The organism is Idiomarina sp. D18, from assembly GCF_057748155.1.
This window is the reverse complement of the sequence record NZ_CM173240.1, coordinates 2,258,803-2,272,308: the sequence shown is the minus strand read 5'-3', so window position 1 is coordinate 2,272,308 and position 13,506 is coordinate 2,258,803. Positions and strand designations below refer to the sequence as shown.

Genomic DNA, 13,506 nt, shown 5'->3' with positions numbered 1-13,506 from the left:
ATATGAAGCAAGCAGAAGTTGCGATTCTAGGGGCGGGGTCTTATGGCACCGCCCTTGCTATTTGTTTCGCTCGAAAAGGGGTGAAAACCTTACTCTGGGGACGCGATGAGGTGCAAGTTGCGGCGATGCGAGAACATCGCGAAAATGCGCATTACTTGCCAGGTTGTAAATTTCCAGAAAGCTTAACAGTTACCGCAGATATTAAAGCGGCGGTGGATGGCGTGAAAAATGTGGTTGTGGTAGTACCGAGCCATGCTTTCGCTGACATCTTAAATACCATCAATCCGCTACTAGCAACGCACGCACGCGTCGCTTGGGCGACTAAAGGTCTCGAGCCAGAGAGTGGACGCCTATTGTATGAGGTCGCTGAGGATGTGCTTGGCAACACTCACGCATTAGCGGTATTGTCGGGTCCTACCTTTGCAATTGAAATGGCTAAAGGCCTACCGACGGCTATCTCGATGTCATCGACAGATCAAGATTTTGTGGATGAGCTGTCAGAAATGTTGCATTGCGAGCGTTCTTTTCGCGTTTATACCAATGATGACTTTATCGGTGTGCAACTCGGTGGTGCAGTCAAGAATGTCATTGCAATTGGTGCTGGTATGGCGGATGGCATTGGTTTTGGTGCGAACGCACGTACTGCGCTTATTACCCGTGGTTTAGCCGAGTTGACACGCTTAGGTCTCAAGCTGGGTGCCAAAAGTGAAACCTTCACTGGGATGGCCGGTTTAGGTGATCTTATCCTTACTTGTACAGATAACCAGTCACGAAATCGTCGTTTTGGATTAGCGTTAGGTCAGGGTAAGTCTGTAGATGATGCATTAGAATCCATCGGTCAAGCCGTCGAAGGCTACCGTAACACGAGAGAAGTCGTGTCTTTAGCGCATCGTGAAGACTGCGAAATGCCGATCTGTGAGCAGATTTATAAAGTGTTATACGAGGGTAAGGCGCCGGAAGAGGCGGCTATCGCGTTATTGAGTCGTGCTAAGAAGAATGAATGATACAATTACTGGCTGCTAGGATGCAGCCAGTAATTGTTGTTCCATAAGTTGCCACTGTTGCTCAAAGTGTTCCGTAGGTAAGCGTTTAAAATCTGAACGTACGAATTGACTAATCTTACCATCAGCGAATGACAATAATAGATTCGCGAGTACACCTTCTTCTACAGCGAACCGCTTTTGTTCTCTTAATGCCTTTTCACGTAAAACTTGCTTCAGTTGTGACTCAATACGGTTAAATAAATCCTCTATCCTATGGCGTAGCCTGTCATGCTCCCCCATTAATGCATCACCTGATATGACACGAGTAATTCCAGGATTTCTTTCAGCGAAAGTAAGCACTAACTTAAGGATCGTTTGGCAACGCATCAGCGTGTCTTTCTCTTCGTCCATAATTAAATTAATGCGGCTTAAAAGCGTATCTTCGACAAACTCAATAAGCCCCTCGAGCATACGTGCTTTTGATGGAAAGTGACGGTATAACGCTGCTTCCGAAACACCCAAGTTAGCCGCTAATTTTGCCGTGGTAATCCGTTGCCCGGGGCTTGTCTCCAACATGGCGGCAAGGGCTTGTAGAATCTCTTCACGACGGTTTCTTTTTTGTTGTGTCATCGCGTTACCTAATTAACTATTGCTTACCAGAATGGCCAAACCCGCCTTGGCCGCGATCGCTTGCAGCGAACTCGTTTACAATGTTGAGATCGGCCTGAATGACAGGAACAATCACTAGTTGTGCAATGCGGTCGCCAGGTTCAATTACGTAATCTCTTTCACTACGATTCCAAACGGACACCTTAAGCTCGCCCTGATAGTCCGAGTCAATGAGTCCGACAAGGTTGCCAAGAACGATACCGTGTTTGTGTCCAAGTCCAGAGCGAGGTAATAACGTCGCTGCATAGTTTGGGTTACCGATATGCATGGCAAGTCCAGTTCCGACTAAGTGCGTCTGTCCTGCTGCAATAGTCATGGGCGCATCAATACACGCGCGAAGATCCATGCCTGCTGAACCGCTAGTGGCGTACTCAGGAAGCGGGATGTCGGTGCCAATTTTAGGATTAAGTATCTTGACTTCTACCGAGGTCATATTGATTCGGTTCCTTAATTATCTACGAAAATTCTGATGAAAGTGGTTCGCAATATAGTGTGCCAGCTGATGGGCAAGCGATGTTTTACTTTGTTGCTCAAACACCACACGCTCGTCAGCACTGAGCACCACGGCGGCGTTATTATCACTATTAAAGCCAATATCACTATTGCTAACATCATTGGCGATGATGAGCGCTAACTTTTTACGTTTCAATTTATCAATCGCATACGTTTCTACGTCGCGTGTTTCCGCTGCAAAGCCAACGCACATCGGTGCAGGGTTCTGTTCAGCAATGGTTTTTAGAATGTCTGGGTTTTCAATAAGCTCGAGTTGCGGAGCACCCGATTGAGCGTTCTTCTTTATTTTGTGTTCGGCGATATTCGCGACACGATAATCTGCCACTGCAGCACAACCGATAAAAATGTCACTCGGGTTCGCCAGGGCTGCTTCTAACATCTCTTGCGCTGATTCTACATCAAGCCGTTTCACCCCCGTGGGCGTTTGAAGGTCAACAGGACCTGCTATCAGTGTCACTTCAGCACCGAGTTTGGCTGCCGACTGAGCCAGGGCAAATCCCATTTTACCGGAGCTGTGGTTACTGATGTAACGCACGGGGTCAATTGCTTCTCGCGTTGGACCTGCAGTGATAGTGAGTCGCACGCCTGCAAGCGGTTTACTCACTGAATCCTGTAACTGCTCAATGATGAACGTTTTAATTTGATGGGGCTCACTCATGCGTCCAGCACCTACATCGCCACAGGCCTGCGAGCCCGACTCGGGGCCAATCGCCTTGACTCCTTGCTCGCTAAGCCGTTGCATATTGGCCTTAACCGCAGGGTGTTGCCACATTTGTTGATTCATTGCCGGCGCCAGCAACAACGGTGCAGCAGTGGCAAGACAAACGGTACTGAGTAGATCATCAGCAAAGCCATGAGCGAGTTTAGCTAACGTATTAGCGCTGGCCGGCGCAATCATAACAATATCGGCCCACTTCGCCAGTTGAATGTGACCCATACCGGCTTCTGCTTGTGTGTCGAGTAGTTCACTATGCACTTCTTCACCGGATACCGCTTGAAGTGTCATGGGCGTCACAAAGGCTTCGCCACCTTTGGTCAGTATGACACGAACCTGCGCGCCCTCGTCTTTGAGGCGACGTATCAGTTCGGGTATTTTATAGGCTGCTATGCCTCCGGTGATACCGATTAAAATATGTTGACCTGCAAGTGCACTCATGATGAATCACCAACGTCCGTATGTTAAGACACGTAAAGATAACATGAGCTACGGCGAGGCGGTAGTCTGTAAGGCTACACTCGAGTATTTTAGCGGAGCTGAATCAATGAGTGTAAAGTCTTGGCCTGAGTCTGAAAGACCCCGGGAAAAGTTACAGCAGTTTGGAGTTAGTGCGCTGTCAGATGCGGAACTGTTGGCGATCTTATTGGGGAGTGGTTGTCGAGGTTTGGACGTGGTTACGTTTGCACGACAGCTGCTCGTGCAATTCAACGGGATTGGCCCATTACTGACATCCTCGAACCAGCAGCTGATGGCTGTAAAAGGGCTAGGGCCCGCGCGGATTAATCAGCTACAAGTGGTACTCGAACTCTCAAAACGCTACTTAGCTTGGCAACTTTCGCGGCGGGACGGATTTACTGAACCCTCGATGGTGAAGGAGTATTTGTCAACTCAGTTGCGTCATCAGCGGCGAGAGGTTTTTGCACTGCTATTGCTTGATAGCCAACATCGTTTGTTGCGTTATGAAGAGCTATTCTACGGTACGATTAATGCTGCTCCAGTTTATCCGCGTGAAGTGCTTAAACTTGTCATGCAGCATAATGCGGCTGCCGTTATCCTGGCGCATAACCACCCATCGGGAGTTGCGGAACCGAGCCAGGCGGATAAACGGGTAACAGAGAGACTCCAGAAAGCACTCGCCCTGGTTGACGTTGCGTTGCTTGATCACTTCGTGATCGGTAGTGGTGATCCTGTGTCATTTGCCGAAAGAGGGCTTATTTAATAATCACTGGAGATCTATTGCAAGATAGCGTAAAATTGCGCCCGAACGATCAAAGAGATCAAAAAACCGCCGTTTTAGCTTGATTAGCGGGCCTGTTTGCTGTATAAAATGCGCCCTCGGATTTCTAGGCAAGGTCAAATTGGGCGACAGGCGAGCTTGCAGCAATTTTGGAGTAGAGACATGTCACAAGTATGCCAAGTTACAGGTAAGCGTCCGGTAGTCGGTAACAACCGCTCGCACGCACGCAATGCGACTAAGCGTCGCTTTTTACCAAACTTACAAACTCACCGCTTCTGGGTTGAGAGCGAGAAGCGTTGGGTAAAATTACGCATTTCTACCAAAGGTATGCGTATCATCGATAAAAATGGTATTGACTCGGTATTAGCGGATCTCCGCGGCCGTGGTATCAAGGTGTAAGGAACAGATATTATGCGCGATAAGATTCGTTTGGTGTCGTCTGCTGGTACAGGTTATTTCTATACTACAGACAAAAATAAACGCACCATGCCAGAGAAAATGGAGATCAAAAAGTTCGATCCAGTGGTTCGTAAACACGTGATCTTCAAGGAAGCAAAAATCAAGTAATTTGGTTTTGTTTCGCAAAAAACCGGCTACTACGCCGGTTTTTTTATATCTAAAATTTATGCTACATGCGCGACTAGATTAGCGTGGTGGATCGATAATGCCGGAGATGCTGGCGTTTAACCGGAACCAACCTGTTAAACTGAAACGATCTTTTTGGCTAGGAAGTACCTCGTGTACAAACTGGTCGCTTAAAAACACAACTAATGTGCCACGTTTTGGTAACACTTTTTCCAACACCTCACCGCGCTTTCCGTACATTACTAATTCGCCGCCATCGGCCTCGCTCCACTTGGGGTTAAGATACAGCACCGTGGTTAACTTGCGATTACTTTTACCTTTAAACGCGTCCAGATGTTTTTTATAAAACGCGCCTTTAGGGTAGTGAGCTAAGTGACATTCGTAGTCGAACAAACCCATAAAGAGCGTGCGGTTAACAGCGAGTCGTAACTGTTCCATTAAATTCAGGAAGGGGGCGCCGTAAGTGCTGTTATCGTCTAGCCAAATAATCCTATCGTTACGAACCATCGTATTAATGGTATGTGTTTGAGCGCGTCCAATGGCAGCGGTTTGCCAATGAGCTGAGGCAATTTGGCTCGCTTCTTGATACAGTGGTTCTGCGACGGCGTGGGGTAAAAAACTCGGAATAATTGCGTATCCACGCTCAACGAGCGCGTCGATTATCGAGTCAATGTGATGGGATATTTTTTCCATAGCCATGATTAAATAAGATAAGCGGCGAGAATATAAAGTATTATTGTGATATCAACAATTGTTTTGTCGAAGAGAGTCTATGGATATTAACGAAAAGCGACGGTTTTTTGGACTCACATTTAAAAAAAGCACTTGGAATAATATCATCGTTTACGTGGTACTTATCATCGTGGCGACTTTTTGGTTTGCTTTTCCAAATCCGAATACCAAGATAAGCTCGGGACCCACTCAGTCGTTGATGGGCAAGTCAGATGAACTCACAGGAATCGAATTTGCAGGCTCAAAATACCAACTGAAGGAGCAGCAATGGACCTGCCAAGGCGATTGTATTCAATCCCAAGAGCAAGTGTTGGCGCTTATTAATCAATGGCTACAGTTGGCGATTTCAGCGACAAGCCAGAGGCCTCAAGGCGATCCAGTCATCGTTACTTTGTATTTTGGCAACGATAATTATGCTGAAGTTGAGCTTTATGATAAACCCACGGTAATGCTTAGGCTGCCGCAACAAGGACAATTATATTTAATAGAAAACGCAACTCGCGCGTCTCTAATTCCTAGTAACTAGTGGAGCCTCATTGTGCCAGAATTACCAGAAGTTGAAGTGAGTCGTATGGGGATAGCCCCGCATATTGAAGGGCATAAAATTGAGCGTGTTAATGTTCACGATACACGATTACGCTGGCCTGTGCCTGACCAAGTTCATCACGTTGAGGGAAGCCGTCTTCTTCGCGTGGTTCGACGAGCTAAATATTTACTGCTAGAAACTGAGCAGGGCACACTCATTTTGCATCTCGGCATGTCAGGAAAGCTACGCGTAGTGCCGATTGAAACACCGCGCGTTAAGCATGACCACATCGAAATAGAGTTCGCGACGGGGCAGTGTTTGCGGCTCAACGATCCGCGTCGGTTTGGCGCCCTATTATTTACTGAAACGAATGCTGACGAGCATAAGCTGCTAGCGATGCTTGGACCCGAGCCTTTGACGGATGAATTTAATGCAGATTATTTATTCGAGCGATCACGCAACAAAAAGCAACCGATAAAGACGTTCATCATGGACAACCATCAAGTGGTTGGTGTGGGTAATATCTACGCCAATGAAGCGCTCTTTAAAGCAGGTATTCATCCCAAGCGCGCCGCTGGAGCAATAAGTAAAGTGCGCTATGAACGATTGGTTAAGCACATCAAAGAGACATTAGCTGAGGCGATACAGCAGGGTGGCACGACGTTACGTGACTTTACTCGAGTGGATGGTTCCCCCGGTTATTTTGCCCAAAAACTTCAGGTTTATGGACGTGGAGGAAAAATGTGCATGGTCTGTAAAAAGCCATTGCGAGAAATTCGTTTAGGCCAGCGCAGTACGGTGTATTGCACACAATGCCAACGTTAATCAGCCTTTGATAAAGTTTATCAGGCGTTCGATAAACAATTCGGGTTCGGTGATAAACGGCGCGTGAGCGCTGTCATTAAATACGTAGGACGTGGACTGTGGAACTAAGCGCTCGATCGCCTGACGAGCGCTGATAGGTACCAGCCCATCAAGTCGACCATACATGCGTAGCATAGGCGCTTGGATATGCTTGAGAGTGTTGCGAAGATCGGTTTTTTCAAGCAATTTCAGTCCTGTAAGCAATGTTTCTTCAGAGGCTAACGGGGATTCAAATAACCACTGTTTGAGTTGCTTTACTTGCTGCTTTGCATTTTTACTGCCCATCGCTTGGAGTGATAAAAAGCGCTCCACCGTTTTACGAAAATCATTTTGTAAATCGGTTTCTAGCTGGGTCACTAATCGTGGCTTGATGCCTGGCCAATCACTCGACTCCAGAAAGTAAGGGGATGACGCTACGGTGATCAATTTATCGACGCGCTGGCAGTGTCGGGTAGCTAACGACGTGGCTATTAATCCACCCATTGACCAGCCCAATATATGGAAACGTTGAGGTAGGGAAGATAGCAATTGGTCAGCGATGGAATCGACGGAATTCGATAGGGTTTCTTCATGACTATCACCAAAGCCTGGTAGATCGACCAGCCATACATTGAAGTGTTTGCTGAGTTCGTCTTTTATCAAGCTCCATACGTGACGATTCATACCCCAGCCATGGAGTACAACTAAATCTTCCCCTTGCCCCTGTCGTGTTATTGCAATACTCACTATGTTTCTCTTTTTTTGTCGATATTGATGAACTATGCTATCTCGCCTTAATCACCTCGCCATCATACTGCAATTCAATGATTGTGTCTTTTGCCAACAACCAACGAACTCGCTAACCGGAATTTGCACTATTTGCAGTGCGCAGTTGCCTAGAATGTGCCCTCGTTCCTTTCGGCACTTGTTGTTGGAACATGCACCACCGCATGGAGAGCGTTGCTTCCGTCGACAGCGGCTTTGCATCGCAGTTTGGCGATATCACACGTCAATACGTTGGCTAATCAATCGCTTTAAGGAGAGTGGAAACAGTCACTGGGCTCGACTATTGGCATTACAACTGAGCGCACAGGTTTTGCTTACCTATCGCTATCACAGCATGCCTTTGCCTGACTATTTAGTCGCTATGCCAAGTACTGACAAGGATTGGTTAAAACGAGGCTTTCATCCCGCCGGCTTGATTGCTCACCATTGCGGATGTTTACTTTCGATCCCGGTTGCCAAACGTGGCTTGCTATGGATAAAACGTTTGGACAAGCAAAAGTATCGCAGTCGACAACAGCGCTGGCAGAGTCGAATAGGAGCTATTAAGGCGAATCGCAAATTATCGGGTCAGTCGATTGCGGTAATTGATGATATCTGCACAACAGGCGCAAGTTTTTGCGCTGCGAGTGAGGCACTACATGCCGTTGGTGCGCGTTCAGTTGATGTTTGGAGTCTGGCGTATAACCTAGGAGCGTCCCGCTCGAACACTAGTCTTTTGGCAGTGTCTGCGTTAGAATAAAACCTAGTAAATTACTCAAGTATAGGAACGGTGATATTATGATCCGCATTTCGGAATCTGCACAAAAGCACTTCTGTAAGTTGTTAGCTGATCAGCCCGAAGGCACAAACATTCGCGTATTTGTTGTTAATCCTGGGATGCCGAATGCTGAGTGCGGTGTATCTTACTGCCCACCCGACTCAGTTGAGCCAGATGATGAACGACTTCCTTTTAACGGTTTCGACGCAGTCGTTGATTCAGGAAGTGCGCCGTTTTTAGAAGACGCTGTGATTGATTTTGAGGAACAAGAACTTGGTTCACAATTGACATTGAAGGCGCCTAACGCTAAAGCACGCAAAGTGGCTGACGACGCGCCTCTGATTGACCGTGTGGAATATGTGATTCAAGCGGAAATTAATCCTCAGCTTGCCAATCATGGGGGTCATGTTTTAGTGACTGAAATCACCGAGGACGGTAAAGCGGTCTTACAATTTGGTGGTGGTTGTAACGGCTGTAGCATGATCGACGTGACGGTGAAAAACGGTATTGAGAAAGAACTCATCGAGCGTTTCCCAGATGAGATCACGGGCGTCCGAGATGTGACTGAACATGAACGTGGTGAACACTCGTATTACTAGATCATTCTAGCTATACAAGCTTACAAATTCTTTACAAAATTTGTTAAGCAAATGTGATCCCTCGCATTTGCACAGTTCGTAGTGATATTTGCCCTAATCATTACGAGGAAATTACAATGCGAGGAATCACTAAACTCAGTGTACTACTTTTGCCGACGCTTGTCTTGTCGGGATGTTGGTTAGATGACGATGACAACGACGATGAAGTAGTTGTCGACCCCACACCAGAAAGTAGTTTCGTACGCGTGCATCATACAGCCTCTGATGCGCCGAACGTCAATGTAATAGCAGAAGATACAACGCTTTTAGAAAACGTACCTTATCAAGCCAGCTCCAGCGTTATCGAAGTCGAAGAAGGTGAGTATTCGATAACGGTTGAGGGCATTTTACCCGACCAATCGACAGCTGCAGTCATTGGACCGGCGGACCTGACTTTTAACGCAGACACACGCTACGAAATATTTGCCGTGGGTAATGTGAGTGATGAAAGTCTCGAACCTTTAGTCATTAGTAATCCAGTGTCGGACGTTGCGAGTGGCAATAGCCGCATTCAAGTAGTCCATGCAGCTTATAACGCCCCCGGAGTTGATGTCTATCTGACTGCGCCTGACGCAGCACTTGCCGACGCATCGCCCGCGGCCACATTGGAGTTTAGTGATGACTCAGGTCAAGTCTCGGTTGAAGCCGGTGACTATCGTGTTCGTCTAACCCCAGTAGGTGAAACAACCGTGGTCTATGACTCGGGTACCATTACGCTTCCAGACGGCAGTGACTATATCGTGGCTGCAACAGATAATACAGCAACAGGCGATTCACCTGTGACGCTGCAGATTGCAACGGGTGACGGTACGGTTTTAGTTCCTGACGCAAACGCAGGAGCGGATGTACGTGTTATTCACGCCGCTGCCGACGCACCAAATGTTGATGTAACGCTGAATAACGCAGCCGATCCGCAAATCACTGATCTTGCGTTTCAATCAGCCACTGACTATATCAACGTCGCAGAAGGTGACTATTTGGTCGATGTCGCCGCAACAGGTGGCACACCGCAAGTGTTAGATGATGTCGAGTTCTCGCTAGAAGCCACAATGAGTTATAGCATTTATGCGGTGGGTGCTTTAGGTGATGACTCATTAGCTCTACAGGCATTAACTGAGCAACGTCGTAGTATTGCAACGGCCGCGCAGCTTCAAGTGGTGCACGCGTCTCCTTCAGCGGGTAACGTGGATATCTATTTGACCGCAGCTGAAGATATTAGCGATGCTGATCCCGTTGTTGCCGATGTACCTTTTGATGTTGAAGGCTTGGTGTCAACAGGTAGCTTACAAGTCACTCCAGGTGAATACTACGCGACTGTCACTGCAGCAGGCACTAAGACTGCAGCAATTGGTCCTGTATTATTCAACTTAGAAGGTGGTGGTATCTATACAGTTATCGCGGTCGATGCTGACGGTGGTGGCACACCTCCACAAGTTATTTTACTAGACGACCTTGCGACTCCTGCGCAGTAACCAAATCGCTTGGTAAACAGCACGCATAATGAGAAAGCCACTCAGAGCCAGCCACAAACCATGGTTCTCGAGTGGCTTACTTAGCCACCAAATCGGGATAAAACCAGTAATAGCCGCAAGCAACATGGTATCTCGCATGGCTTTTGACCATGCTAGACCGATAAACACACCATCCAGCCAATAGCTCCAATGTGCAAGCAACGGTAGTGCGATCACCCACGGTAAATAGCGCATTGCAGTATCCACTACGGCTGATAAGTCAGTAATCAAGCCAATAATTTGCTGCCCTAACAACCAAAATATGAGTGAATAGCCGACCGCGAACAGGCTTGACCACAACAGTGTAATCCTGCACCAGTAGCGTACTTGATTTGGGCGATTTCGTCCTTTGGCTTCGCCGGCTAACGCCTCAACAGCATATGCGATGCCATCAAGCCCAAGTGATATCAGCATTAAGAATTGCATTAACACTGCATTGGCAGCCACTATGGTCGTGCCATATCGTGCGGCGTAGCCTGTCATCATCGCCATGCAAAGTTGCAGTGTCAGGCTGCGAACAAAAATATTGCCATTAGCCTGTAAGAACAAGCTTAATTTACTGGCAACAATACGTGCCTTGCGCAACTGCCAACCTAAGGTGTGACGACACCAATAGAAACCGACGATAGCTGTTGTCCACTCAGCACAGAGTGACGCGTAGGCTGCACCTTTAACGTTCATGTTTAAGCCGACGATAAGGATGAGATCAAGTACGACGTTGACGAAGTTAGTAATAATCACTAACCACATCGCTCTTCGACTATCTTGACGGCCGAGTAAAACACCCAGGCAGATCAGTGTTGTGAGCGCCGCTGGCGCTGACCATAATCGAATTTGAATATAGTCCGTGGCGTAATTGAGTAACTTTGGGTCTGGTGCGACGAGCCACAATGACACTGAAGTTATAAAAGGACTCAAGCTAATGATTACCACGCCCAGTATTAAGGCGGTGAGAATCCCATGGGTGAACAGTTGATGTTGTTCTGTTTGATCATCGGCGCCAAAGGCTTGGGCAATAGCGCCCGTTGTCGCCATACGAAGAAATACCGCAAGTAGATATATAAAGCTGACGACCATGGCGCCAATCGCAACTGAAGAGAGATACACGCTGTTTGGCAAGTGCCCGATAATTGCCGTATCGACTAGCCCTAAAAGCGGTGCAGCGATATTCGAGATCATCATGGGTAACGCGATTGCAAATACGCGACGATGATCGGCGCGCGCAAAGCCCAACAACTTTTGCATTAAGCGAATTCCAACTAAATCATGTAGACTGGCATTAATGTAACATTCACCAGCAACTTTCTGGATAGTCTGATGAAATTAATCACAGGTTTATTGGCTCTTATCGCACTCTCTAGTTTTACAGTGGATGCCATGGCATCTAATGATTATTATCCGGGGGTACATATTCTTCAGTATCATCATGTCTCTGATAGCACCCCAGCGGTGACCTCGATTACACCAGAACAGTTCGAGCAACATTTAAAGTACTTGAAAGACAATAACTTTAATGTTGTTGATATCGAGCAAGCCGCAACATGGGTAGACGAGGGGGCAAGTATCCCGGCCAAGACCGTCGTTATTACTTTTGATGATGGTTACGACAATGTGTTTGAAAACGCTCATCCGATACTTACAGAGTATAATTATCCGTACGCTGTTTTCGTTAATCCTGATTTACTTGAAGCGCATCCATCGGCCTATATGAGTTGGCAGGAGTTGAAAACAATTGATGCAGAAGGCGCGACCATAGTGAACCATGGACAGACTCATGCTCACTTAATTCGTCGCAAAGACAATGAATCAGAGGCGCAATGGCAGGCTCGAATGAAACAGGATGTTGTTTCAGCGCAACAAGCGATTGATACTCAGTTAGGTGAACAACCTAAGTACTTTGCCTATCCTTACGGCGAATATTCGCCGGCGCTTGAGAAGCTACTAAAAGACTGGGGCTTTAAAGGGTTTGCTCAGCATTCAGGTGCTTGGAGTCAATGGAGTCCGACCACAGCGATCCCACGTTTTCCAGCATCAGGACGCTACGCTAACTTAGAGACGTTGGCGGTCAAACTGAATAGTTTACCTATGCCTGTAACTCATTATACGCCAGCAGATCCGTTAGTTTCACATTCCGAAACACGCCCGACTGTGACCGTCGAACTTAGTAAGAAAGAGGGAATGAACACCAATGCATTGCGCTGTTTTGCAGGAAGTGATGTGCTTGAGCCGCATTGGGACTCTGAAATGCAATTTAGCGTGACACCTAAGAACGACATCCCTATGGGACGCTCTCGTATCAATTGCACAGCTCCGAGTACCAGTGGTGGTTATCATTGGTTCTCGGTGGCGCTCATTCGTCCCGATAGTCAGGGTAACTGGCCCGACTAGCCCGCTAATATAGCAAAATCGCGTACTAGCTGTTCCATATCGACTGTTGGAATAGCGCCCGGCTCGTGAGTCGCATTAAAGATAGCGAGCCGCCTCCCGTTAGGATTCACCAAAATAATCGCTGCACTGTGATTGACCAAATAATTTGTTTCCCCTTCTTCAGGAACTGAATACATTAACCCTAAATCTCTGACAAATGGGAACAGTTGTGGGTGCTCAGCGCGCACCCCAACGAAATGTTTACCGAAGTAACCCGTGTACTCCGTTAAGCGCGCCAGTGAATCTCGCTGAGGGTCGACGGAGATCATCCAAACTTTGACCGGGACATCAGCATGAGCTTGCAACTGGGGCAGAATTGTTTTTAGAGAAGAAAGCGTGGTCGGGCAAATATCCGGACAATAGGTGTAGCCCGTAAAAAGTAATGTCCACTGACCCTTTAACGCTTCGTTATCAACGGTTCCACCAGTAGCCGTGGACTCAATCTTAAAAGGAGCAAGTGCCCTTGGTGGATCATATACCAAGGCTTCCGGCTTTTCTTGCGGCATTGTGATAAAAGCCAAAGCCCCGGCAGCGGCTGCCAATATTCCACCGATAATTATAAGCCAACGCGATTGCATGGT

At 47.3% G+C, this 13,506-nt stretch carries 17 protein-coding genes; 10 read left to right on the top strand and 7 right to left on the bottom strand.

The window, feature by feature from the left end:
- Positions 1–2: 2 nt before the first annotated feature.
- Complete coding sequence (gpsA, locus tag AC3AP5_RS10950; protein WP_006953869.1) at positions 3–1,004, top strand: NAD(P)H-dependent glycerol-3-phosphate dehydrogenase; 1,002 nt, start codon at positions 3–5, stop codon at positions 1,002–1,004.
- 15 nt (positions 1,005–1,019) lie between these two features.
- Here gpsA and slmA read toward each other — a convergent pair whose 3' ends face one another.
- From slmA to coaBC, 3 genes are read right to left on the bottom strand one after another with little or no spacing between them, the layout of a single operon-like run.
- On the bottom strand, positions 1,020–1,613 hold the full coding sequence (gene slmA / locus AC3AP5_RS10945; protein WP_487326709.1) for a nucleoid occlusion factor SlmA: 594 nt from the start codon (positions 1,611–1,613) through the stop codon (positions 1,020–1,022).
- A gap of 16 nt (positions 1,614–1,629) precedes the next feature.
- Entirely contained in the window at positions 1,630–2,085 is a 456-nt protein-coding gene (gene dut / locus AC3AP5_RS10940) for a dUTP diphosphatase (RefSeq protein WP_272978287.1), read from the bottom strand.
- An 18-nt stretch (positions 2,086–2,103) separates the two neighbouring features.
- Positions 2,104–3,321, bottom strand: a complete 1,218-nt coding sequence (gene coaBC / locus AC3AP5_RS10935; RefSeq protein WP_006953866.1) for a bifunctional phosphopantothenoylcysteine decarboxylase/phosphopantothenate--cysteine ligase CoaBC — start codon at positions 3,319–3,321, stop codon at positions 2,104–2,106.
- Between the two features lie 106 nt (positions 3,322–3,427).
- Between coaBC and radC the strand changes: the two genes are divergently transcribed.
- The 3 genes from radC (at position 3,428) to rpmG (ending at position 4,687) form a co-directional block, all read left to right on the top strand.
- Positions 3,428–4,102 carry a RadC family protein gene (gene radC / locus AC3AP5_RS10930; protein ID WP_040487498.1) on the top strand — a complete coding sequence of 225 codons (675 nt, stop codon included), beginning with the start codon at positions 3,428–3,430 and terminating at the stop codon, positions 4,100–4,102.
- Positions 4,103–4,282: 180 nt separating this feature from the next.
- On the top strand, positions 4,283–4,519 hold the full coding sequence (gene rpmB / locus AC3AP5_RS10925; protein WP_006953864.1) for a 50S ribosomal protein L28: 237 nt from the start codon (positions 4,283–4,285) through the stop codon (positions 4,517–4,519).
- Between the two features lie 12 nt (positions 4,520–4,531).
- Positions 4,532–4,687, top strand: coding sequence for a 50S ribosomal protein L33 (gene rpmG, locus AC3AP5_RS10920; protein WP_006953863.1), 156 nt, complete (start codon positions 4,532–4,534; stop codon positions 4,685–4,687).
- 78 nt (positions 4,688–4,765) lie between these two features.
- On the opposite strand, the gene AC3AP5_RS10915 is transcribed toward rpmG, so the two are convergent.
- Positions 4,766–5,398, bottom strand: coding sequence for a 2OG-Fe(II) oxygenase (locus AC3AP5_RS10915; protein ID WP_006953862.1), 633 nt, complete (start codon positions 5,396–5,398; stop codon positions 4,766–4,768).
- 79 nt (positions 5,399–5,477) lie between these two features.
- On the opposite strand from AC3AP5_RS10915, the gene AC3AP5_RS10910 reads away from it, so the two are divergent.
- Positions 5,478–5,963, top strand: a complete 486-nt coding sequence (locus AC3AP5_RS10910) for a hypothetical protein (protein WP_006953861.1) — start codon at positions 5,478–5,480, stop codon at positions 5,961–5,963.
- A 12-nt stretch (positions 5,964–5,975) separates the two neighbouring features.
- Entirely contained in the window at positions 5,976–6,788 is an 813-nt protein-coding gene (gene mutM / locus AC3AP5_RS10905; RefSeq protein ID WP_272978284.1) for a bifunctional DNA-formamidopyrimidine glycosylase/DNA-(apurinic or apyrimidinic site) lyase, read from the top strand.
- Here the strand turns inward: mutM and bioH are convergent, their stop codons facing one another.
- Complete coding sequence (bioH, locus tag AC3AP5_RS10900; protein WP_487326708.1) at positions 6,789–7,553, bottom strand: pimeloyl-ACP methyl ester esterase BioH; 765 nt, start codon at positions 7,551–7,553, stop codon at positions 6,789–6,791.
- Between the two features lie 322 nt (positions 7,554–7,875).
- Here bioH and AC3AP5_RS10895 point away from each other — a divergent pair, with 322 nt between their 5' ends.
- The 3 genes from AC3AP5_RS10895 to AC3AP5_RS10885 all read left to right on the top strand — a co-directional run bounded on the left by AC3AP5_RS10895 (position 7,876) and on the right by AC3AP5_RS10885 (position 10,459).
- Positions 7,876–8,331 carry a ComF family protein gene (locus tag AC3AP5_RS10895; protein WP_487326707.1) on the top strand — a complete coding sequence of 152 codons (456 nt, stop codon included), beginning with the start codon at positions 7,876–7,878 and terminating at the stop codon, positions 8,329–8,331.
- Positions 8,332–8,369: 38 nt separating this feature from the next.
- The gene (gene nfuA, locus AC3AP5_RS10890; RefSeq protein WP_006953856.1) at positions 8,370–8,948 is read left to right on the top strand and encodes a Fe-S biogenesis protein NfuA; all 579 of its coding nucleotides are present in this window, start codon (positions 8,370–8,372) and stop codon (positions 8,946–8,948) included.
- Between the two features lie 116 nt (positions 8,949–9,064).
- A complete protein-coding gene (locus AC3AP5_RS10885) occupies positions 9,065–10,459 on the top strand; it encodes a DUF4397 domain-containing protein (protein ID WP_272978282.1) in 1,395 nt (464 codons plus the stop codon).
- On the opposite strand, the gene AC3AP5_RS10880 is transcribed toward AC3AP5_RS10885, so the two are convergent.
- Positions 10,430–11,743 (bottom strand): MATE family efflux transporter, encoded by a 1,314-nt coding sequence (locus tag AC3AP5_RS10880; protein WP_286682187.1) that lies wholly within the window; start codon positions 11,741–11,743, stop codon positions 10,430–10,432. The two genes, AC3AP5_RS10885 and AC3AP5_RS10880, sit on opposite strands and share 30 nt — an antisense overlap.
- 72 nt (positions 11,744–11,815) lie before the next feature.
- Between AC3AP5_RS10880 and AC3AP5_RS10875 the strand changes: the two genes are divergently transcribed.
- The gene (locus AC3AP5_RS10875) at positions 11,816–12,886 is read left to right on the top strand and encodes a polysaccharide deacetylase family protein (protein WP_006953853.1); all 1,071 of its coding nucleotides are present in this window, start codon (positions 11,816–11,818) and stop codon (positions 12,884–12,886) included.
- Here the strand turns inward: AC3AP5_RS10875 and AC3AP5_RS10870 are convergent.
- Entirely contained in the window at positions 12,883–13,503 is a 621-nt protein-coding gene (locus AC3AP5_RS10870) for an SCO family protein (RefSeq protein ID WP_487326706.1), read from the bottom strand. The two genes, AC3AP5_RS10875 and AC3AP5_RS10870, sit on opposite strands and share 4 nt — an antisense overlap.
- Positions 13,504–13,506 lie beyond the last annotated feature (3 nt).

What these genes read in the sequence shown, in the direction of transcription:
- radC (WP_040487498.1), top strand. Translation starts at nt 3,428, where the DNA reads ATGAGTGTAAAGTCTTGGCCTGAGTCTGAAAGACCCCGGGAAAAGTTA.
- coaBC (WP_006953866.1), bottom strand. Translation starts at nt 3,321, where the DNA reads ATGAGTGCACTTGCAGGTCAACATATTTTAATCGGTATCACCGGAGGC.
- AC3AP5_RS10880 (WP_286682187.1), bottom strand. Translation starts at nt 11,743, where the DNA reads ATGCAAAAGTTGTTGGGCTTTGCGCGCGCCGATCATCGTCGCGTATTT.
- gpsA (WP_006953869.1), top strand. Translation starts at nt 3, where the DNA reads ATGAAGCAAGCAGAAGTTGCGATTCTAGGGGCGGGGTCTTATGGCACC.
- AC3AP5_RS10875 (WP_006953853.1), top strand. Translation starts at nt 11,816, where the DNA reads ATGAAATTAATCACAGGTTTATTGGCTCTTATCGCACTCTCTAGTTTT.
- nfuA (WP_006953856.1), top strand. Translation starts at nt 8,370, where the DNA reads ATGATCCGCATTTCGGAATCTGCACAAAAGCACTTCTGTAAGTTGTTA.
- AC3AP5_RS10915 (WP_006953862.1), bottom strand. Translation starts at nt 5,398, where the DNA reads ATGGAAAAAATATCCCATCACATTGACTCGATAATCGACGCGCTCGTT.
- AC3AP5_RS10885 (WP_272978282.1), top strand. Translation starts at nt 9,065, where the DNA reads ATGCGAGGAATCACTAAACTCAGTGTACTACTTTTGCCGACGCTTGTC.
- AC3AP5_RS10870 (WP_487326706.1), bottom strand. Translation starts at nt 13,503, where the DNA reads ATGCAATCGCGTTGGCTTATAATTATCGGTGGAATATTGGCAGCCGCT.
- slmA (WP_487326709.1), bottom strand. Translation starts at nt 1,613, where the DNA reads ATGACACAACAAAAAAGAAACCGTCGTGAAGAGATTCTACAAGCCCTT.
- dut (WP_272978287.1), bottom strand. Translation starts at nt 2,085, where the DNA reads ATGACCTCGGTAGAAGTCAAGATACTTAATCCTAAAATTGGCACCGAC.
- rpmG (WP_006953863.1), top strand. Translation starts at nt 4,532, where the DNA reads ATGCGCGATAAGATTCGTTTGGTGTCGTCTGCTGGTACAGGTTATTTC.
- rpmB (WP_006953864.1), top strand. Translation starts at nt 4,283, where the DNA reads ATGTCACAAGTATGCCAAGTTACAGGTAAGCGTCCGGTAGTCGGTAAC.
- AC3AP5_RS10910 (WP_006953861.1), top strand. Translation starts at nt 5,478, where the DNA reads ATGGATATTAACGAAAAGCGACGGTTTTTTGGACTCACATTTAAAAAA.